Source organism: Lactiplantibacillus nangangensis (assembly GCF_005405065.1).
Lineage (GTDB): Bacteria > Bacillota > Bacilli > Lactobacillales > Lactobacillaceae > Lactiplantibacillus > Lactiplantibacillus nangangensis.
In genome coordinates, this window is record NZ_BJDI01000007.1 from 1 (window position 1) to 22000 (window position 22000).

18 protein-coding genes are annotated in these 22000 nt (G+C 44.1%); 2 read left to right on the forward strand and 16 right to left on the reverse strand.

Annotation, left to right across the window (positions count from 1 at the left end; translation table 11 throughout):
* Nucleotides 1–773 precede the first annotated feature (773 nt).
* From FFM70_RS06815 to FFM70_RS06885, 15 genes are all read right to left on the reverse strand, one after another.
* A complete protein-coding gene (locus FFM70_RS06815; RefSeq protein ID WP_137616101.1) occupies nucleotides 774–2084 on the reverse strand; it encodes a Sapep family Mn(2+)-dependent dipeptidase in 1311 nt (436 codons plus the stop codon).
* Nucleotides 2085–2096: 12 nt separating this feature from the next.
* A complete protein-coding gene (locus FFM70_RS06820) occupies nucleotides 2097–3410 on the reverse strand; it encodes a PTS sugar transporter subunit IIC (protein ID WP_137616102.1) in 1314 nt (437 codons plus the stop codon).
* 81 nt (nucleotides 3411–3491) lie between these two features.
* Nucleotides 3492–4016 carry a GrdB-related putative oxidoreductase gene (locus FFM70_RS06825; protein ID WP_137616103.1) on the reverse strand — a complete coding sequence of 175 codons (525 nt, stop codon included), beginning with the start codon at nucleotides 4014–4016 and terminating at the stop codon, nucleotides 3492–3494.
* A 15-nt stretch (nucleotides 4017–4031) separates the two neighbouring features.
* The gene (locus FFM70_RS06830) at nucleotides 4032–4748 is read right to left on the reverse strand and encodes a GntR family transcriptional regulator, LSA1692 subfamily (RefSeq protein ID WP_137616104.1); all 717 of its coding nucleotides are present in this window, start codon (nucleotides 4746–4748) and stop codon (nucleotides 4032–4034) included.
* A gap of 28 nt (nucleotides 4749–4776) precedes the next feature.
* A complete protein-coding gene (locus tag FFM70_RS06835) occupies nucleotides 4777–5730 on the reverse strand; it encodes a glycosylasparaginase (RefSeq protein ID WP_137616105.1) in 954 nt (317 codons plus the stop codon).
* A gap of 160 nt (nucleotides 5731–5890) precedes the next feature.
* Complete coding sequence (locus FFM70_RS06840) at nucleotides 5891–6325, reverse strand: type II TA system antitoxin MqsA family protein (RefSeq protein ID WP_137616106.1); 435 nt, start codon at nucleotides 6323–6325, stop codon at nucleotides 5891–5893.
* Nucleotides 6326–6330: 5 nt separating this feature from the next.
* A complete protein-coding gene (locus FFM70_RS06845) occupies nucleotides 6331–6627 on the reverse strand; it encodes a type II toxin-antitoxin system MqsR family toxin (protein ID WP_137616107.1) in 297 nt (98 codons plus the stop codon).
* Nucleotides 6628–6748: 121 nt separating this feature from the next.
* Nucleotides 6749–7114 (reverse strand): hypothetical protein, encoded by a 366-nt coding sequence (locus tag FFM70_RS06850; RefSeq protein WP_137616108.1) that lies wholly within the window; start codon nucleotides 7112–7114, stop codon nucleotides 6749–6751.
* 141 nt (nucleotides 7115–7255) lie between these two features.
* Nucleotides 7256–8209: a zinc-binding alcohol dehydrogenase family protein gene (locus FFM70_RS06855; protein WP_171002329.1), complete on the reverse strand. Its 954-nt coding sequence runs from the start codon at nucleotides 8207–8209 to the stop codon at nucleotides 7256–7258.
* A 151-nt stretch (nucleotides 8210–8360) separates the two neighbouring features.
* Nucleotides 8361–9689 carry an MATE family efflux transporter gene (locus FFM70_RS06860; RefSeq protein WP_137616110.1) on the reverse strand — a complete coding sequence of 443 codons (1329 nt, stop codon included), beginning with the start codon at nucleotides 9687–9689 and terminating at the stop codon, nucleotides 8361–8363.
* Nucleotides 9690–9942: 253 nt separating this feature from the next.
* On the reverse strand, nucleotides 9943–11433 hold the full coding sequence (locus FFM70_RS06865) for a hypothetical protein (protein ID WP_137616111.1): 1491 nt from the start codon (nucleotides 11431–11433) through the stop codon (nucleotides 9943–9945).
* A 131-nt stretch (nucleotides 11434–11564) separates the two neighbouring features.
* A complete protein-coding gene (locus FFM70_RS06870) occupies nucleotides 11565–12953 on the reverse strand; it encodes a subtype B tannase (protein ID WP_137616112.1) in 1389 nt (462 codons plus the stop codon).
* 117 nt (nucleotides 12954–13070) lie between these two features.
* Nucleotides 13071–14036: an alpha/beta hydrolase gene (locus tag FFM70_RS06875; RefSeq protein WP_137616113.1), complete on the reverse strand. Its 966-nt coding sequence runs from the start codon at nucleotides 14034–14036 to the stop codon at nucleotides 13071–13073.
* Between the two features lie 29 nt (nucleotides 14037–14065).
* Nucleotides 14066–15304: an MFS transporter gene (locus FFM70_RS06880; RefSeq protein WP_137616114.1), complete on the reverse strand. Its 1239-nt coding sequence runs from the start codon at nucleotides 15302–15304 to the stop codon at nucleotides 14066–14068.
* 159 nt (nucleotides 15305–15463) lie between these two features.
* The gene (locus FFM70_RS06885) at nucleotides 15464–17869 is read right to left on the reverse strand and encodes a glycoside hydrolase family 2 TIM barrel-domain containing protein (RefSeq protein WP_137616115.1); all 2406 of its coding nucleotides are present in this window, start codon (nucleotides 17867–17869) and stop codon (nucleotides 15464–15466) included.
* Between the two features lie 118 nt (nucleotides 17870–17987).
* Between FFM70_RS06885 and FFM70_RS06890 the strand changes: the two genes are divergently transcribed.
* Entirely contained in the window at nucleotides 17988–18977 is a 990-nt protein-coding gene (locus FFM70_RS06890; RefSeq protein ID WP_137616116.1) for a helix-turn-helix domain-containing protein, read from the forward strand.
* 60 nt (nucleotides 18978–19037) lie between these two features.
* On the opposite strand, the gene FFM70_RS06895 is transcribed toward FFM70_RS06890, so the two are convergent.
* Complete coding sequence (locus FFM70_RS06895; RefSeq protein ID WP_137616117.1) at nucleotides 19038–20054, reverse strand: helix-turn-helix domain-containing protein; 1017 nt, start codon at nucleotides 20052–20054, stop codon at nucleotides 19038–19040.
* 226 nt (nucleotides 20055–20280) lie between these two features.
* Between FFM70_RS06895 and FFM70_RS06900 the strand changes: the two genes are divergently transcribed.
* Complete coding sequence (locus FFM70_RS06900) at nucleotides 20281–21984, forward strand: glycoside hydrolase family 3 protein (protein ID WP_137616118.1); 1704 nt, start codon at nucleotides 20281–20283, stop codon at nucleotides 21982–21984.
* Nucleotides 21985–22000: the final 16 nt, after the last annotated feature.

A 22000-nucleotide genomic window follows, 5' to 3' on the forward strand; every position in this document is an offset into this window, starting at 1 on the left:
ATACCGCAGTGAAGCCGCTTAAGCAACACTCGCAAAATTATATTATTTCATCTGTCAACTTGACAGGGACTAGTACAAATTAGCGTAAGCAAGTGCCTTTTTGGATTGGCTAACTAAAGGTTGCAAGTAACAATTACTCATAAGTCCAGCAATACCAGTGTTAACTATGCCTAAAATGATTTTATATGTTGCAGCGCTACGTCAGCCAGAATTGGTGTGCTATGAGGGACGGTGCCAGCCAAAGTGCGGTCTGGCGCCTCAATTCAAAGCCGACAAACCACGTCTTTGAATTGCCCGACAAGATTTGTCGGCCAAGACCACCGGCTAATCTTGCCGACACAGCACATCAACTCTGGCTGACTCCGCTATCTATAAACAACTAGCTAATTAAAATAGTTGACTAGCTGTAGGTTGTTGTGGATAGCATCGGGCGTGTATGTGGCGTTTGACCGGTGTTTTTCCGGTCTTACACCACGGACCGTCTGGGAGACTTGCGGTTTTGTGCAAGGCTTCCAGACGAGGGGCAAGACGTTTTTGAGGCTTGTCCCGGTCCCTCGCCCGCATGTTATCCACAACAACCGGAAGCGACAATTGATACAGCGGGACGAATCAGTAATTTTTTTGCTTTCAACCTTTATTGACTAACTAAAACTTTCATAATCAACTTTTAAAATTACTAACACAATTATTAAATGGTCAGCCCGCGCAGCCAGTTCAAGAACAACCGACTCAATTGGCTGAAACTACTATATAGCTGGAGGCGACAATGATAGTTAGGTTAATTCCGATAACAAGCAATCATAGTAAATGTTCATCATCAATTGCCAATCACTCAACTTTAGCCATTCGTCACCTTTGTGAGCGATTCCTTTTTGGCCTGGAAACGAGGGGCCAAATGCCACAATGTTTGGCATTGCCCGCGCATAAGTCGCCCCAGTTGTGGTCACCGGCGTCCCGTCCAAACCAGTATCCGCCGTATAAATTTGGGAGAAACGGTGAATGAACGGCTGATCTGGATCCGATAGCTTGGAAGGAAAACTACGATTGATTGTGACTGCCATTTTTGGTGCTAATTGCGACTGCAGTTGGGTCAAGAGTTGTGATTCGGTCACCGAAATCGGATAACGCATCGAAATCGACGCCGTTAATTGTCCCGCTTCAAGGCACACTTGATAAAAGGAAAGCTGTAACTTTCCAGAAGCCGCATCTTCAAAGTCTAGTCCTAACCGTTGACCATCCACCTGTTGCCCAATTTTACCGGCCAACCACTGAAAGAAGTCTCCAGTTTCACCGGCGAGCTGGCTCAGTTGCGCAACCACCTTAGGTAAGACGTTGTCAGCCATATCCGGCGCATTGCTGGGTGCCTTTTTGCCGACAAATTTGGTCACCGTCCCGTCAGCTAACCCGACAGTGGCTTGGTCTGGCAAATAGCTGCGATCAAATGGGCCGGTCAGCGATTTCAACTGCGCTAACGAGCCATCAGTAATTTTGGCCGTCAACGTTAAATCAACCAAACCACGCTCGCCATAGACGATTGGAAATTTACAATCCGGCGTAATCCCCGCGGCTGGTGCGGGTTGCGCCGCCAAGTATCGTGGGATGTCACGACTGCCCGACTCTTCATCCGTCCCAAACATGATTCGGACGCGGTGTTTGAGCGGCACCCCTTGTTCTTTGATCAAAAATAAAGCTAACAGCGTTGCGAGCAATGGCCCCTTGTTATCCAACGTGCCACGCCCGTACAGCATATCGTCCACGCGGGTTAACTTGAATGGTGGATAATGCCAATCGTTCTCAACGTCGACCACATCCAAATGGCCCAGCACGCCGAAAAATTCTGGGTCATCCACTGGTCCGGCTTCGGCCCAACCAACACAGTCGCCCGCACGTCCTGTTCGAAATCCCAATTTAGCCGACAGCCGCAATAAATAATCTAATGCCCGTTTGGGACCAATTCCGAATGGCGCTTCAAATGTGGCATGCCCATTCACACTTGGAATCTGGACTAACTGGTCAAAATACGTTAAAAAGGCTGTTTCATGCGCATTGAACAAACTTTGAAATTCAGGGTTAATTGGGGTCATTTTATCAACTTCCTATACGGTACTAAAATCAATGTCAACATCGGCCACCTCAGCAGCCTTTTCTTCACGTAAATACTGATTATCGAGCATTTTAATGAATGGATAATAGATCAGCACACCAATCACAATTTCGACCAGCTGTAGCACCGACCCCATAATGCTCCCCGTGGATAGCCAACCCGAAATAATTGGTGGTGTCGTCCACGTCAGCATGACGCCATTGGTGAGCGGCACCCAACCTAACGAGAAGACAATCCCGGACAACACCGTATTCACGACCGGCACCAAGATGAACGGAATCGCAATAATCGGATTTAAGACGACCGGTAGTCCAAAGATAATCGGTTCATTGATCCCGAAAATACCGGGGACGATGGCTAATTTACCCAATTCTCGGACTCGTTTGGAACGACAAATCGTCAACATGATAATTAACAATGAGAGCGTACTCCCACCGCCGCCATAGGTCGTAAACATATCAATAAATTGTTGGTTATAAATATGCGGAATTTCTTTACCCGCTTGCCAGGCCCGCAAGTTATCTTGCGACAAGACGAAGAAAATTGGCGACCAAACACTGTTGGTGATGGTTGGACCATTAATCCCGAAACACCATAACAAGGAAGCTAAGAAGTTGTAAAGAGCGGCAGACGGTAACGAATTTCCAACGTGCTTCAACGGTGCTTGGAGCATCGAATAAATAAAGTTATAAGCCGTGTCAAAGTCCGTCAAACTGAACATGATCCGGACAAAGAAGAAGAATAGTACGACCAAGGCACTTGGAATTAACGCATCAAAAGACTGACTTACGGCCGGTGGCACCCCGTCCGGCATCTTAATCGTCCAGTTCTTTTTCACTGCAAATCTGAAAATCTCAACACTAATAACGGCAGTTAAGATACCTAAGAAGATCCCGTTTGGTCCAAGAAAGACCGTTTCAACCGCACTAACAGACTTTTTCCCGGCTTGTACTGATGTCGGCGTCAAAATTAAGAAAGAAATAATGGCAACAGCGGCGGAATTGACCGCATGGAGGCCACGATTATGGCCGTACGCATAGGAAATCCCAAAACATGATAATAAGCCAGTAAAACTGAAAACAGAATTGGACACCGCACTGAACCAATCGGTCCACTGCTTGCCAAGAATCCCCGTCCAAAAATCAGCCCAACCGGGAATCGGAAAGTTACCAAACAATAGGAACATGGAAGTGACAATGATCAACGGCGTGATGATCAAAAAGCCATCCCGCAATGATCTTAACACCACGTTGTTACCGATCTTAGTCGCAACCGGCATCAAAACTTGTTCGAATTTTTTTTGCATAATCCTGCACCTTCTTGCAATATTTGTTTGAAATAGGTGGGCGGGCGGCGTTAAAAAACGGCGCTAACAAGTAAATCTAATTCAGTAACAATACTGACTCACAAATTCACTACGATCCGCGTGGGCCACTTTCAACTGGCAAAGGGCCAAGGCATGGTCAATCGCATCCGATAACCCAGCGCCACCCTTTTTAGGCATTTTTATAATATCTAATTGCGTCTTGAATTCTGAAAGCAACTCAGTATTCTTTTCGGACGCAACCATTGCCACCACTGGCAACTTAGAACCCGTTTGTACAGCTAGACCAACTTCACAAGCCATCCGAGAAAAATCCGGATAGTCATAAGTTGGCCCGACTAGCAGCACATCTGGCTGCATCTTTTCGCACATCCGGGTAATTTTTCCCTGAACTAAGTCGGTGTTGGCTTGGTAATAAGCCGTTCCACAATAAAACGTCGCCATGAGACTGCCGTCTTTTTTAGCCAAATCTTTGGCAAGGGTCTCGGCTGCCCCCATCGCGAGCTTCTTACCACCTAGCTCAGTATCAGCTTTTTCTTTGCCACCGAGCCCCGCTTGAATCTGATCTAACAAGACAATAACTTTCATGAAACTCCCCTCTTTCTAGTGATGCCGATAAAGAATGTTATGGAATGTATACTTATCTGAACGATAATTGGAATCATCGTACAAAATTGGAAAGCCATCAACCGAAAATGCAATCGTATGGGCTAAAAATGCCGCCGAACCAGGAGCAACTGTTAATAATTTCGCTGTCGGTTCATCTAACTGAATTGCTTCCAACTCTTGACTCGCATAGGCTATCGCCAGGTGAGTTTCAATCAGATCATATAGTGACCCTTGTGCCTTGGTTGCCGTTAATTCCGGTAATAACTTTCGGGGAATATAAATTTGTTCATGCGTCATGGGCTCACGATCAACCAGGCGCAATCGCTCGATTTGCCACACTGGTTCGGCCGTTTCTAGGCGCAAACCAGCTTTAATGGCCTTTGGGTAGGTCGTTAAAACGTGTAACTTTAAGACTTGCGTCGTTGGTTCTAAATGCAGGCTTTTCGCAACTTCGGTAAATCCTGCCAAGCCAGTCGCCCCACTCGATATTTTGGCCGTCGTCGCTAAAGCGTATGTCCCACGATTACGATCCTTGACGACAACTTGTCGTTTTTCTAAAACGTCAACGGCCTTCCGAATCGTTAAGCGGCTCGTTTGATAGCGTGCCGCCAAATCATTTTCAGAAGGTAGCTTTTGATGGACACCATAGACCCCCGCGTCAATGTCGCCCTGCAGCTGATCTGCAACTTCAAGATATAGATATGTTTTCATCCTAAACAGTCCTTGATTTAAGTGTTAACTAGTCGATTGGTGCCTTGATACGTTTCTCATAGGCCGCCAACCAGGCCGGTGTAATTGGCTCAATTTTGGTCGTCCCAGCTTCTCCGGGAGTCGCCATCATAATTTTAGCGCCGTGTTCCCCGTCACCAGCAGCAAAGGTAAACTCAACATTGGTGGCTACACCCCAGTTGCCAGCCTTGTCGAGGGCAATCAGTGAAAATTCACCCGCCTTGCCATACCGCTTTTTTAATTTTTCAACAAACGGATAAACCGCCTGATCACAAGCTTGTTGCGGTGTGAGCCCCGTACCCATTAACCGTACAATCTCATAACAAAGGCAACCCTTCATAATGTCTTCACCGAGGCCGGTCGCAGCCGCCCCGCCAATCTCACTGTCACAGTAGAAGCCATCGCCAACTAGCGCAGAATCGCCCGTCCGTCCCGGTTTCTTCATAAATAAGCCGGAAGTTGACGTCCCCACTGACATCGACCCCTGTGCATCCAAACTGACCATGCCCACGGTATCATGACCATCGTAGGGACTCAGATTCTTTGTTTGAATCTCGACTTTGCGCTTTTGCCAAATTTTTTTGGCCCGTTCAGTGAGCATCCCTTTGACTTCGAAGCCATTTAAGACGGCATATTCCGTCGCCCCCGCCCCCACTAAGAAGCTGTTAAAATGGTGGTTACTCAAATGACGCGCCACCGAGATCGGATTTTTAATATCCTTGATCCCAGCTACAGCGCCCACCGCAAAGGAATCCCCATCCATAAACGCTGAATCCATTTCCACTAACCCTTCGGCATTCGGTAAGCCGCCGTATCCGACCGACTTAAAGAACGGGTAATCCTCGACCATTTTAATGGCCGTCTCAATGGCATCACCACTATGCCCGCCAGCCTTTAGTTGGTTCAAGCCTTCCGTTAACCCTTCATACGCCATCCGCCAAGTGCCAATCATCGCTACCGTCATCATTACTTCCTCCCATCATTGTAATCGTTTCCATTTTAGTATAGTCAGGATTGTATATACAATCAATTCCAATATAGAATATTACTATGAGTTATATTTTGGCTGAATGTACAAAAAATGGCTCGTCATTATCCGTTTCGATAATGACAAGTCATTAGTTTTAATGCTTAACATGTAGATATTGACTAACCTTTTCATTGATTTCCATCGCATGCGACTCATCGTCTTGCACTGTAAATGCCATCAAAAACTGTGGCTGTGCAATCAAAGCTTTCAACAATTTATTATTCGCTTTCGATGGAAAGGCACCAGTTTCATATAAAGCAACCGTATTTGGACTCCATCCCAATAATTCTGCTAGCTCACGTTGACTTAGCCTAATTTTGGCACGATAAGCCTTAATTTCTCGAGGCGTAACAAGTTTAAATTGATCGCGATATTGCTGATTCGCCAGCTCAATTGCAACATCATCTAGTTCATTATCCGCTATAATCTGGTGAGTTTTACAATCAAAGCGGGCCGGTGCTGTCACCGTGTATTCATGGTCATGAATCATAAACGTGTTCGTATAATTTTTGACATAAGTTGATTCCATTTGGTTCACCTCGCATATTTGGAAATATGAAAACTAATAAATTTAACCTGATCATTCGATAAAAACTTGAACTTAATGTAATAAGTCTCCCCAAACTGAGTTTCAAATATCCAGAGATACTCGCCATGACAGCCCCAATCTTCGACATATCTTACAAAATCATCAATTGTCATTTGAGCAATAACAATTTTAGCGAGCGCCGTCGTCACAGTTCTTGCATGAGCAGCTCGTCGATTAACAAAACTGAATTGATTACGTTCGACTAATGTTTTTAAGCTCTTAAGTGCCTCAAGCGTCGTCACAAGTCATTCCTCAACTTCATTTAATAAGTGAATCTTAACACTATAGCAGCCGAAACGCTACTAATCAGTAGCATCCTTTGTTCAAAAAAGACTCTGGAAACTTGTCATTCCCAGAGTCACTTTAAGCGGCGGTCTTTTGAACCTGATACCCGTTGACGAGTAATTGATTACGGAACCATGTGTTGAACATCGCCCCATACCAGAAGGCGCCAAGTAAATTAATGACTGCTTGAACCAGCGTATTAAACAACACACCAGCCAACATATTAACCGTCATCAGGGCTAAAAATGGCACCAACGCCTTCACAATAAAAAATGGCGTTCGATAGCGATAAGTAAACAAGGCAAAGAACCAAGTGAATAAGAAAGCTAGTAAGTTAAATGAACCTGGAATTACTTTTGTATCTTCTTGACCATCAACTGTTTTAACCAACACTTGATCCTGTTTTACCCGTCCGCGAAAATTAAACCAATCTGCAAAAGTCATCCTAATCCTCCAATTTCAACTTAATTTAAGTCGCACCCTATAAAAGGCTTATGCTCAATCATAACAGTAAAATTAGCAGAATTGAACTCTGAGGCCGGCACCCTAGCAAAAAGACTCGCCACTTTTGACGAGTCTACCCGATTAAACCACGACAACTAATTTGCCAAAATTATGTTTGCCCTCAATCTCACGATGAGCTTCGGCCACCTCAGCGAGCTTAAAGACCTTAGCCGGTGCCAAATCGACCTGTTTATTTCGAATCAAATCCAACAAATCCTGTAAGACACCATCATCGACATCCCCTGAATAGAAGGACGTTAAGTAACAATTATTTGGAATGGCCGCAATTGGTTCAAAATCTTCTAAGTTCCACTGACCACCAAGTTCTCCAGTCGAACTGACAATGCCACCAGGATTTAAATGTTGTAACGAATCCTTCACTGTTTTAGGGCCAATCAAATCTAGCACTTTGTCGAAGCGTGACGCAGCAGGCAATGGGTCCTCGCCACCCAACAAGACTTGATCAACACCAGCCCCAGTTAATAAGTCCGTTTTGGCAGCGTTGCGGGTGGTACTCGTGACCTGAATGCTCGAATCCAATGCATGGGCTAATTTAGCAGCTGTCACACCGACCCCGCTCGTGCCGCCTCGAATCAACAAATGATCCTGAGACTGCAACCGCAACCCTAACAAAGCACCATATGCCGTGTAGCCGGTTTCTGGAATGGCTGCTAATTCTGCCCATGACAAATCCGTCGTAACCGGATAAATCTGGTCATTGGGTAACAGCACGTATTCCGCATAGCTACCATCAAAAGCCCGACCCATGTCGCCCATAAAAGACATGACCGTTTGTCCCACTGCTAAACTTGGTTGATTGGTTGATTCTGCAACCTCCCCGACCACTTCAATCCCTAAAATTCGTGGAAAACTGACACTTGGTGAAAGACCTTGGCGCGTAAACACTTCAGAATGGTTAATCCCAAACCCACGGACCTTGATCAAACTCCAACCCGGTTTAACGGTTGGTTTTTCAACTTTACAATACGTCAATACTTCTGGCCCACCTGGTTGGGTGACGACTACCGCGTGCATTTTGCTCATAAGTGACTCCCCTTTTTTGGTCGTTTCATTAGACTAATTGTAAGCCAACCATTAAGTTTTTAATGGTTTTTAGCCTTAAAAAAACGTCAATTGACGATTACTGCTAGTAATCATTAATTGACGCCTGATTTAATAAGCCTATTTATGCCTTGAGTAACGGCTTAAATTTCCAATAATAAAACCCGCAACCAATCAAAACCGTGATGATATCTGCCATCGGTTGCGCCCAAACGACACCCAAGTAGCCAAATAAGTGATCCGCAATGACAATGACCAAGAGAAAAACAAGCCCTTGCCGCGAGATCGACATGATAAAGGCCCCGAGTGCCTGACCAGTCGATTGAAAGAGTGTCGTAAAGACGAGGATAACTCCAATCAATGGGGTCGTGCTTAACAAGCTACGAAGTAACAGAATACCCGCTTTAACAATGACTGCTTGTGGCATAAACCAGCTGACAATGGTTGGTGCAAAAATCATTAAGATGGCTGCTAACACGAAGGCCAAACCTGCTTCGACAAAGATATCAAAATGGATAATCTGTTTGAGACGCTTAAACTCGCGAGCACCAAAGTTATATCCAATCATAGGTTGCACACCGAACGCAAACCCAACGATCAGTAACATCACGATCATGTAAATTTTACTAGCAATCCCGAACGCTGCCACTTGGCTAGCACCATAATGGGCCAAATAGTTATTCAATAAAGCTGTCCCGAAACTTTGCATCAAATTGGTAATCGAAGCTGGAATCCCAATCAAGAGAATCGATTTAATCAATGTTCCTGTTAAGTGGGTTTGACGCCAGTCGACACTGTTGACCTGACATTTTTTCAGAACAAAATAAATCAAGACGGCATCCGTTAACGCATAGCCAATCACCGTTGCCAAGGCCGCCCCGGCCGCACCCAGTCCTAATGGGAAAATGAAGATAGGGTCGAGCACAATTGTTAAAGCTGTCCCAGAAATCGTGGCGATCATCGACTGCGTGGCCAAACCTTCTGTACGGATCATGTTGCTTGGAATCAACGAAAAGATAATGAAACACGCGCCAAACGCCATGATACGATAAAACTGGGCTGCATACTGATACGTCTCACTTGTCGCGCCGAATAGGGTCAAAATTTGCCGTTCAAAAACTAACAATAAGACGGTGACAACTAGTACCGTTGCAATCCCAATATAGGCGCTAAAGCCGCTGACACGGCGACTCGTCTCGATATCCTGTTTACCAAGTAAGCGCGACATTAGGGCGCTCCCACCGAGGCCAAAGATGTCACCGACCGCCAGCATAAATGAAAATAATGGCGTGCAGAGTGCGACTCCCGCAACTAACGCGGTATTCTGGGTTTGTGACACAAAAAAGGTGTCAGCCAGATTGTAGATCATACTAGCTAACATCCCGAAAACGACTGGCAATGCCAGTTGAAAATAAGCCTGTGGAATCGGCTTTTTGACAAATAATTCTTCCATGAAGTACCCTCCAATAGTTAATCTGGATTGGCGTGATGGCATAACCTAGGTTCAATGACAAACCACTAGTGCGGTCGGCTGATATCAAACTTGGCTAGATCCATGGAAGCTAGGGTTTTCAACTGGATTGCTTTTGTTCTAATAACACTGTCTAGATTTGCGCAACGATCCTAATCATCAGCGTTGCGGTTCTGATAAAGCTGATACATTTAGTTTAACAAAATTTTTTATTGAATACACGGGGCGATTTTGGCTAACGTTTATTTTTCGCAGATAATCGATTCGTGCTAGCAACTAAATACCCAAGATAAGAGACTTCAAGTGCATACCCGCAGCTTTCCCAACTCCCTAAGGCCCCTTCATCATCCAAATGATTAAGATACAGTTCAAAGAACCTAAAAAAGGTTGGCTTCAAGTCTAAGTATCCATTCTCCTCGAAAAAGTGTTGTAAACATTCAGCTAAACTTGCCAGTGTCCATTGACGCAAACGACGATTGTACTTCTTCACCATGATTGCATGAATCTGTAAAACAACTTTGTGATAGAGCTGCTTGTCAGCGACATCAAAAGGCAGTTTAATCATATTCTCCAATTCAGCTAGGTACCTTTGTGCCCGATTTAACTCCAGGGCTAACTGATGATCATCTAACACACGCTTCAAAGCTAGATTGGGTTTCCGTTCCGGCACAAAATCAAACGTTTTTGGTTTTATCTGCCAGCCTTGCATTATTTGACGGGCTTTAGTGATATTCAGGGTCCCGTTCGGCTTCGAGAATATTGCATCTAATTCAGCCTTGGTGCCAATGGCCAGGCGACTACCCAGATAATTGACCACTAATTGCCGACTACCGACTCTTAAAAAAGCGGCATAAGTTTGTGCGTCCATCAGTTGCTGAGTTAAACAAAACTTCAAGAATTGATGGTAAACCTGCAAAGTGGCCAGGACAGTTGCCATAGTCCAAGCTGGTGCATAATACCAAAGCTCTTGAAAGAAGGGCACCAATCCGCTCTCTTCATTTTCACCATCAGCTACTAAGCTTAATAAACTGTCGGCAATATGTTTAAAAGGGTCAAAGAAGCCATAGGAAATTTGTAATCTTGCCGGACTATTTTGAGCAGCAACTTCAGTAATAAATTGGTTGAAATCGACAGCCGCGGGATTAAAATCTTTCTCGTATGGCACCACTTGAGTGAAAAAATCGGTCTGCTCGTCATCAACCAACTTCACTGGCGTATTTCTGAAAAAGTCACGATCAAATCTCAGCTCAGATGAAGCTGCTCGGCGTTGCTTCACAATTATCATGAGATCTGATCGCCGACGTGTAACCTCCCGACAAAAGCGACCAGCTAGATCCAGTCGATCTAACACTAGGTGATTAGCCATCAGGTATCGACATAACCAATCAGCCACATCCACGTGCATCGCTAACTCCCGGTCAGTTCGGCTAGTGGCTGCTAATCCTACCAGAATACCATCTACTAAAGAATTGGCGGTTATCTGCCAAACCGTACGATTAAATAAAACGCGTTGAATAAGAACCAAGTTCGTGGTTACTTTTCTTAACCAATTAGGATTGCCGCCAACACATCTGAGCGCATCCGTATCGGTCATAAACCCTGCTAGCTTAGCCATTTCTTGGTTGACATCCTGACCAGTCACTTTTTCCGGTAGTGGTCGGTGAACCGTTTTCAAATCTTTTGTCGCCTGCATCATAATATCAATATCTGCGTCATATCCTGCCATGGGAACCTCCATACTCGTTTTATTCCTATAATAGCATATGTTAACAGTCTTTCTTATCTGATGACTAACACAAATAAACCGCTACTTTCCGATAATTCACCTTGCCGGACTTCACCACCAAATTCGATGACTCATTTGTGGCAAATTTGATCAACCCAATCAAATAACGCTGCTAAATCATAGTCCCCGCTGTGTGGTGTATCCCAAGGCAATTGAAAATCAACCTCAGCACCTGAATTTTGTAGCATAACTGCTAAGATCGTTGGAATTGCAAATGACGTATCACGATCAGCGGCACCGTGCCGGATTCGCCAATGCTTTGCAACAATATTGTCTGACTGACCAATATAAGTAATCGGATTAACTGCAGCAATCAGCTCTGCTGGTGCCATCACGGAAGGCTTTTGTGAATGAGTTTGTCCAAATGCCGTAAAGTGTTTCGCACTAGTTTCATGGTCGCCAAACAAATGCGTTTCTGGGCTCTCCAAATTTAAGTCATCAAAGGCTGGGACAGCTTTCATCCGTGTCAAGGATTTCAAGTAGGCCGACCAATCAACTCCGACAACTCGCCCAGCTTCAACTTTAATTCCTTGATATTTATGAACATCAACCCCTGCATCCACTGCCCGTTGCGCCGAAGCCATCAATAATTTGATAATCAAATTTTTAAAGGACCCATTACCAGTCGTATCTAAGTCCAACTGATGACCCGCAGTATCCGTTAAGTGTAAGGAATTTAAGTACGTGATAAACTGCTGCTTTAGTTCATACGACCAGTGTTGTTCTGTTTCGCTGAGTGTTCCTTGCCATGGCGTAAAAACTGGGTGATCAAGCGGACCAGTGATTTTTTGCCGATACCAATCATTGACGCCACTAAATTCCCATTCATAAGCAGCATCTGAATGTTCCAAATTATGAATTGGGCAATAACTCGAAACAGCAAAAACATCATCAGTCGCTGGTGCCGCCCCTAATACCGAAAGTGCACTGTCAAAATAAGGGGCATTCCCAGCTGTTCCAGCTAATGCGGCTGTCGCACCGCCAGCACTAGTGCCGTTGGGTATAATCCGATCAGTATTTCCAAAAATTGTCTCCGCATTGAATTTGACAAAGCGAATCGCGGCTTTCATATCAACAATAAACGCTGGTGCCTTCCCAATAAAATTCCCGTTTGAGTCAGTTGTCGGCCAGCCACGTAGTCCCGCCGAAACCACAACATAACCATGTTTTAGAGCTGCAATGATCGTCTTCGAGTTTGTGGGCCATTCAGTCTTACCTGGATAATCGCTTGGACCAGGCATATAACCCCCAACAGTATTTGGCATCAAGATTGGTGCTGTTTCACGTGTATAGCCATTAATCGTTTGATTTTCAAAATACCCTTCTGGCACAAAAACGTTCAACTTTTGAATGGCGTCGACTGGCCGTTGAACATAGGTAACATCGCGAATTTCACGATACCTCAACGAATCCAAACCAGTTGCCTTAAACTGATCAATCGTTAATTTTAAACTAGTCATTATTTTCCTCACAGTCTTAAAAAGAAAACCCATCAGCATCAAAATATGCAGACGGGTTTATCCAATTATCTAATATTTAGTAGATCATTATTGCTATCTAAATCAGCGTCTCGCTAATTAGTGACTCTGTCCAGATTGTACCATCTTTTCAAAGTCAGATAACGCATTGAGTGGTAAACGGACGTGCTTCTTTAACCAAGTTGCACATAACGTCGTCCACGCCGCAACGTCTGGGAAGACTTGCGTTTTGGCTTCACTTGTTGCGGGTGTCGCCAAACTTAACCCATGTGGCCCATTTTCAAAAATATGCAATTCAAACGGAATCTTTTCGGTTGCGAGTGCCCCAGCCATTTTAATCGCGTGCTGGCATGAAACTAATGGATCATTGGCCGTTCCCCAAATGAACATTGGTGGGGTCGTCGCACTCACTTGATGAGCTGGGCTAACTGCTTCCAACTGTTCGGGGGTGGGGTCTTCAAGGCCTAAGAACGCGACGTTTGAAGCGCGCATAAAGCTGATATCCATTGGTGACTTGCTCTGAATATCTTGCTGCAAGAAGACATAATCAGTCAAGGCATACCCTAGAATGGCTGCACAAGGTTTTAATTGTTCAGCATCAACATTCAACGCCTTGGCCAACTCGGGATTATCCCAATTAGTCGCATACAGTGCCGCGTTATGACCGCCAGCCGAGAAGCCGCAAACAACAACTTGATCTGGGTTAACATGCCATGCTTCAGCATGTTGTTTCACATAAATCATTGCTCGGCCTAAATCATGTAACTGGTGAGGATAAAGCCGGTCCTGCTTAACTGGTAAAGGTTTTGACAAATCTGGCATGTCTAAGCCACCATCACCATAAGTCGTATAATTCAAAACGAAGGCATGATAACCTTGTGCCGCAAAAGCCATCGCTACCGGCTCAGCTTCACGATCTGAACAACTAAAGTAACCCCCACCTGGGCAAATAATCACTGCTGGGCGTGACTGACCTTTTAACACTTCTGGTGAATCCGCTAACAAATACGTGGTTAAGGTGACCTGTGGGTTCTGATTATTTAACTGAATTGTTTCAATTTTCATATGATTGACACTTTCCGATTTTTAGCTGACTAAGCATGTGCTTGCGTATGGTTAGAAACCACACATTTTTCAGTTGTTGTCGCCTTTTGCTGATGTGCCTTATCGACCCGTGACCCAAAGCGGAAGACGAACAAGATCAACGCCATACCAACACTTAAAATCATCCCGGTAATGAAGGAAACGGTCCCAGCACTAATATTCAAAGCAGCCAAAATCATCGGTGCTAAAACCCCGGCCATTGAGGACATCAGCGTATTCGCTGCAATGACAACTGGAAATTGTTGTTGATTAGCTAAAACGGACAATTCGTATGGAATCGTGGCGTTAACCATGACGATCCCCATCCCTGAGAACATGTTCCCGATCGTATGCATCACAATATTATTGAAGAAGATAATGAAGATGAATGATAACGCTAAGGCAATGAAGCCCCAAGCCATCGTATCTTTACGGGTCATCTTACGGATATATTTCAACCCAAACCCAGTTAAAATCCCACCGATAGTCCCAAGTGCTGTGACTAAAGCCGTATACGTGGTTCCTTGGCCTTTAGAAGCTAATAAGATCGATTGGTTAGCCATAAACGTCATCATTATCAGTGACATGATAAAACTAATAATTAAGATTGCATAAACATAACCGCTCAAGCCTTTAACACTACTCATAAAACTAGGCTTCTTTTCGCCTTTTTCAAGCTTTTTCACGGTCAATTTAGGTGTCTTAGGTACCATGATGTAAACAGCAATGAAAATAAAGACAGCAATTCCGTAAATCCAGAACAAGTTACGCCAGTTGGTGCCACCTAAAACACCACCGATGGCAGTTGAGGCCATCATCCCAATGTTATTAAAACCCATGGACCAGCCCATCACTGTAGCACGTTCTTCGCCTTCAAAGTATTCTTGTAATAAGACTGGGACGACATTACTAATTAGTCCTAGCCCAAATCCAAAGACGACCATGCAAGCCAAAATGATATTCAAACTACTGTTGTAAAAGGCCGGTAACAAGCCACTGATTGCAACAAATGCGACCGCTAGTAACCCAATCCCTTTACGTGTTAATTGATAAGTAATCCAAGTAAGTAGTAACGTTGCAATTAATTGACCTAATTGTGGAATCGAACTTAACATTTGAACCTTTGAGATCGGTTCAGTTGGAAATGACTTACTAATCGCCGCAATAGCTGCCCCCACAACGGAGCCTGACATGAGCAATAAATTCATACTTAAAATTCCGATTGCTAAAGCTATTTTTTTCTTTGTCATCAGCGAAACTTCCTTTCAAAATTAGCCTAAATTTAAAATCGATAATGATTGCGCTTTCATTCAACGATTAAAGTATATGGTGAAAATAGCGCTTTCACCATAGCCAAAAATCAGATGTGCTGTGTCCATTTCGCAGGTCGTTGAAATGCGTCTAGTTAACTAGACGCCAACTGCGACTGCCAACTTGGCCGTTACTGTAACGGTTGGTGCCGTTTTATGCACGATTACTACTGCATAACCATTGAATAAGTGAATCTGCTGCCGACCTTGGTTATCTTGATCAGCAGGATTGCCATTACCTAAACCAAGCACCTGTCCGCCAGTGACTGAAACTTGTAGTTGCCCATTAGCCATGGGTGCCAAGTGGTGCTTAACATCTAGTGCTTTTACGCGATAAATTTCAGTCGTTTTACCGTTGAACAAAGGCTCAACAACCGTTTCAGTAGCTACTTCACTAGTGACTCGCTGATCCGTTGCCACAACCTCATCATGATCCAACGCCACCACTTTTAAGGTGCCAGCTGCATAAGGAACTTGCCAATTAGCTTCACAATCAACGACCGTTTGGCGACCATAACTATGATCATTCACAAATAGTTCGACCGTTTCCGCATTACTGAAAGCGCGGACGGCAACGTCACCAGCGGCAGTCAAAGCTAAACCAGCCTGATTCCAGTGTGGCATGACGTGTACCATCGGTTTAGTCGTCCAATGGGCTTGATAGTAGTAGTAATAGTCTTTTGGCAACCCACCAGTATCGGTAATCCCAAATTGTGAGCTGATTGCTGGCCAGCCAAATGGTGAAGGTTCCCCAAAGTAGTCCATCGCAGTCCAGAGAAAGACGCCGCCCATATAAGGATGAGCTTTCAAATAGGCCATGACAGTTTCAGGGCGAGCAGTCCCACCAACACCGGGGTCACCAGGCTGACGTTTCCCAGGTAAAACCATTGAATACATCGAACCAAAGTTGTTGGCCTGGCAATGATCAGCATCATCCTGATACGCACCACGAGTTGAAAAGTATGATGCATTTTCAGTACTCATCATTGGTAAATGCGGATGTTGCTGCTTGATAATTTCTGCACCGGCACCCATGACACCAGCTTCAGGATAGTTGACGCCCAAGACATCTAAGTTTGCCAAATAGTCTTCATCGACCGTTCCGGCTGGACTCAATAACTCGGCAGAAATAATCAGGTGCTCGCGATCCAATCCTTTGATGGTTTGAACCAGTTTTTTGGCCATCCGACCACCTAGCGCAGTATTGCCAATAATTTCTTCATTGGCAATTGACCAGAAAGCAATCGCAGCGTGTAACCGACTCCGTTTAACCATTTTCTGTAAATCAGCTAATCGCCAAGGTGTCGTTTCCAAGAGTCGATTTTCATCAATTAAAATGATGCCATAGCGATCACAAGCACTTAATAGTTCTTCTGAGGCAAATTGATGACTGCTACGCCAAGCATTCACCCCCATTTTCTTCATCACACTGACTTTATAATCCATTAAATCTTGATTCAGTGCCGTCCCAACACCGGCCATATCTTGGTGTTCACAGACGCCGTGTAATTCATAATGCTGACCATTTAAAATAAACCCATTTTCATCGTACTTAAAAGTATGAATCCCAAATTGCCGTTGCAGTTGATCTTGATCAATCGCCACACCAATCGTCGTTAAATTAGGCGTTTCTGGTGTCCAACAACGGGGTTGGTCAACAGTCACTTCACCTTTAAAAGTTCGTTGACCTAAAGCCGAGACCGTTGTCGTTGCTAATTTGACAGTTTGATCGACGATGGTCACTTGTGGTTGGACTGTCACTGCTTGTTCATGCGCGTTCACAATTGAAAATTCATAAGCAATTTTGGCTTCATTTGCCGTTAACTCGGTAGTATAAGCATAAATACTATCATTATCAATGTAAGTTAGCGGCAAGAATTCTAACCAGACCGGCTTATAAATGCCGGCACCTTCATACCACCAACCCTCAGGCCCAGTTGTGGTATCAACACGTACCAGAATGACATTGTCGCCCTCAGCGCCATAATGCGCCATTTCAGTAATATCAATATCCATCGCAGTATAACCACTATTGTTATGACCCAGATAAGCCCCATTCAACCAAACATCAGCCATCCGCATGATGCCATCAAAGTGTAAGATGACCCGATTCCGATCAATAACTTCGTCTGACAACGTAAATGTGCGCCGATAATAACCGACTCCAGCCGGCTTTGACCCACTCATTAAGTTTTGCGGATCATTTTGATAAGGCCGTGACATCTGCCAATCATGTGGCAAGGTCACCTTTTCCCAACTCGCATCGAGTTGGCTTTCAAGGTCTGTTCCAGCCAAATTACGCAGTCCATTTTCAATGTTTCCTTGAGCAATCAATTTTAGAAAATTAACACCGCCAGCACTTGGCTGAACCCGCTCACCAGTTTCATTAGGCAATGGGGCGGTCAAGCCACCAAACGCCATCGATTTTTTGGCCGTTCGCTTTGGTTCAGTTAGCTCGCCAAAGTGGAATCGCCAATCATTATTTAAGTTTTTTTTCGTATGCATGTCTGTTCAACTCCTCAACTTGACTACATTCTACCGACTATTGGGCTGTGCTATAATGACAATAACCAACTTACAGAAAGCGCTTACTGTAATTTTCCAACTTGAGAGGTGCATCCAGATGTCTGATAAACAATTCACGCGCTTAGATAGTCCCAGCAAAACGCCGTATCCTAAAATTGCCACTAAGGCCCCATTATCCTTGTTTTATAAGCGTCGAACGGGTGATAAAGTGCTCTATACCATGATTCAAAACGGCCAGCTTAAGACTTTCGAAGCTGAGGATTATCGACAATTACACCAGGACTATGACTTTGAACTAATGATTGTTTTAAAAGGTCAGTTATCATGTGAGCTTGAAAGTCACGACTTCCGCTTTAAGACTGGTGAAGGTTGCTTACTAAATCCCCAAATCACCCATACTGAGGCGTTAGCTGACGGTTGTATGGTCATGTTCATTAACTTATCACCGACCTTATTAACTGAACTACTTCCAGCTAGTGACTCGACTGGACCTATTTTTAGTTTTCTTAAACATAATGTTCAGTTAGCCAACAATTGGCAACGGAGCTATTTAGAATTCACAAAAAGCCTACCTTATGATAATAATCAAATGTTTCACATCGTCCTTGATGCCCTACAACAAGAAGTTGCTACGCAAAAAGTCGGTGCCGTTTATTTTCAACATGGTTTAGTCTTACGCTTACTCACCGCATTAGAAGACGCCAACCGATTTACAACAACGACGACTGCCTTAGACCTTTCTAAAGAAGCTTACTTGGTCAACCGAGTCGTGCATTTAATCGAGGGACACTTTGGTGACATTTCCCGTAAGACGATTGAAGCTGAATTACATTACAACGCCGAGTATCTCAATCGCTTGTTGAAACAACAGACTGGCAAAACGATTACGGCCTATGCTAAAAGTGTGCGCATCAAAAAAGCCGAACAGCTCTTGATCAATACCGATCTAAAGATTCAAGAAATTGCTGACCGGTTGGGCTTTTCGAGTGAAACTTACTTCTATCATTACTTTAAAAAACAGACCCAGTTGGCGCCCAATCAGTATCGTTTGAAATTTGAACGGCTCAATCCGACTGAAAGTTATTAAATCGTCAAAAAAGTAACCCCCTTGAAACCAATTTGATTTCAAAGGGGTTACTTTTTTTAGCTACCGTTGTTGCGGATGAATTTGATTCTTTTCACGATATTCAGTTGGTGAAACTTGCAAATGCTTTCGAAAGACTTTGTAAAAATAAGACGGATTTTCATACCCCACTTTAATAGCAATCTGATCGACTGGCGCCTTCGTGTAAGTCAAGTATTCAGCTGCGGTATTAATCCGCTGCAAATGAACCAGCTTAATGAAAGTCAGACCAGTTTGCTTTTTCAAATACGCCGACAAGTAATTGGGATTAAAGCCAAAATGTTTAGCCATCTCCGCCAGCGTAATCGTCGCATAGTTCTTCTCAATATATAACAGCAGTGATAACAAATTAGTCGTTGGTTCACCAGCCACCGTTTTGACCTTCAGATCACTATGTGCAGCGACACGAATCAGACGTGTCAGCAATGTCAGAATCTCTAAGCGGATAATTTGATTGGATTGCGTGTCAGGCCGGTAATATTCGCGAATAATATCGTAGACTGTATCCACAATTTTGGCATTATGCTGCGTTTTAAATAAGTTATAACTCGCATTATCTCGCTGTTCATTTGACATCAGTGAAAACAACATCGTCGAAATCGCCGCATTATTATTTGTTGGTCGCATAAAATCAAAATCATTCAACGTAAAAGCTGATTGTTTTAGGGCTAAATTAACAACGATTGATCCAGTCTTAATCGACTCGACGCGATGAGCTGTTTGATTTCCCATCACGAGCATATCGTCTTGACCGACCGCAATCTTTTCACGGCGGGTCACAACCGTACAGTCCCCTAGCAACGGAATCATCACCTCAACGTAGTCATGCAGATGAAATGGAATGTATGAATTTACCGGCTGGACCGAGATTGCGATCGATTGCGGATTGACGGCCAACGAATCATCTAACGTATTATAAAATTCATAGACTGGTTGTCCATCAATCTGCGAAGCGACGTGTAAGTTCATCAGCGGTGCCAACTTTTGCCAATCGCGTGGATGACTATTTTGTCGTAATAATTCTAATATTTCAGTATTCATTATCTTGCCCTCCCTAACGATGAGTTGAAAATTGACAGGTCTGACTTTAGAATGTCGTTTTTTCTCATTGTAACCGTTATCAGTTTACCTTATTGTCAAACTAACGATAAGGGTTTTCAAACACTAACTGTGAAATGAACAGTCAGTTAGTTGGATTTGGCAATAGTTTCACTCAAACGTTCCAGCTAAAATGTAAGCGTAAACAAAAATTGGAGGTTCCAAAATTATGGTAGATTTATCTAAAAAACCCTATTATCTTAACCAGTCTCAAATTGAGGCTGTTCAAAAACAAGTTAACCACATGTCCACCGCAGCCAAGATTGGCCAACTCTTTTTTGTCATTGGCCAAGACGAAACTAGTGTCGATATCCCAGCATTCGTTAAAAAGTATCAACCAGGTGGGATGATGTATCGTCCAGATGCCGCCACTAAAATCAAACGTGAAATTGCAACCGTTCAAACCAACAGCGCAATTCCAATGTTCTTTGCCGCAAACCTCGAATCCGGTGGCAACGGCATTGTTAATGAAGGCACCTGGTTCGGTAATCCCCTGCAGATGGCCGCAACTGATGACCCTAAAAGTGCTTACGAATTAGGTCACGTCGCTGGTAACGAAGCGCAACAAGTTGGTGGCAACATGTCCTTCTCACCAATCGTCGACATTGATAACAATTTCCGTAATCCCATCATGAATACCCGAACCTTTGGGAGTAATGAACAACGCGTCATTAAGATGGCTGCCGCTCAGACAAAAGGTCTCGAAGACAGTCAGATCATTCCTGTCATCAAACATTTCCCTGGCGACGGTGTTGATGATCGCGACCAACATCTACTCAGTTCTATTAATTCATTGTCTGCTCAAGACTGGATGACATCCTATGGTCAAATCTATCATCACTTTATCGAAGCCGGCATTCCTAGTGTCATGATTGCACACATTATGCAACCGGCTTGGGAACGTCAATTGCAACCGGGCATCGAAGATCAAGACTTACGGCCAGCTTCAAGTTCTAAATTGCTCATTGATGGCTTACTCCGTGGGGTCTTACACTTTAATGGTTTAACAATCACGGATGCCACGCCAATGATTGGTTATAATGCCACCATGGCGCGTAAGGATCTCCTGCCAGCAACCATCAACGCCGGCATTGATATGATTCTCTTTAATAAGAATATTGATGAAGATTACCACTTTATTGAAGCCGCAATTGCCGATGGGACGCTATCGATGGCTCGCGTTGATGAAGCTGTGACCCGTATTCTTGGCACAAAATTAGCCCAAGGTATCATGACAATCGATGGTCAAGCTGTTGCAACCACCACGGCACCTTTAACTTTACCAAATGCTCAACATCAAGCCATTGCAGCTGAGGTTGCTGAAAAATCGGTGACGCTCGTTAAAGATCGTGATCACTTACTGCCAATGACCCCAGCCAAGTATCCACGCATTCGGTTAGTCGTTTTAGGTGATAGCGATGACGGCGGCTTTAAAGAAGGTGGCCACGTTACGGCAGCCTTCAAAGCAGGCCTTGAAGCACAGGGCTTCCAAGTGACGCTCTTTGACCAAAAACATCTTGATTTTCATGAAACTTTTGAAGAAGGCGTGGCTGACGTCAAGGCTAAATTTGATCTTGCCCTCTATGTAGCTAACGTTGAAACAGCCAGCAACCAAACAACCACACGACTTAACTGGGTCCATTTAATGGCGGCCGATTCACCTTGGTTTATGCAAAGTATCCCAACCATTTTCGTTTCGACAGCCAATCCCTATCATCTCTATGATATTCCAAGAGTTTCGACCTTTATCAATGCTTATACTGGCAATCAACCTAGTGTTGACGCGGTCTTACGAAAACTCAACGGTCAAGAAGCCTTCACTGGGACTAACCCAGTTGATCCATTCTGTGGCGATTTAACCGCAAAACTATAGTTTAGGAGGATGCTCT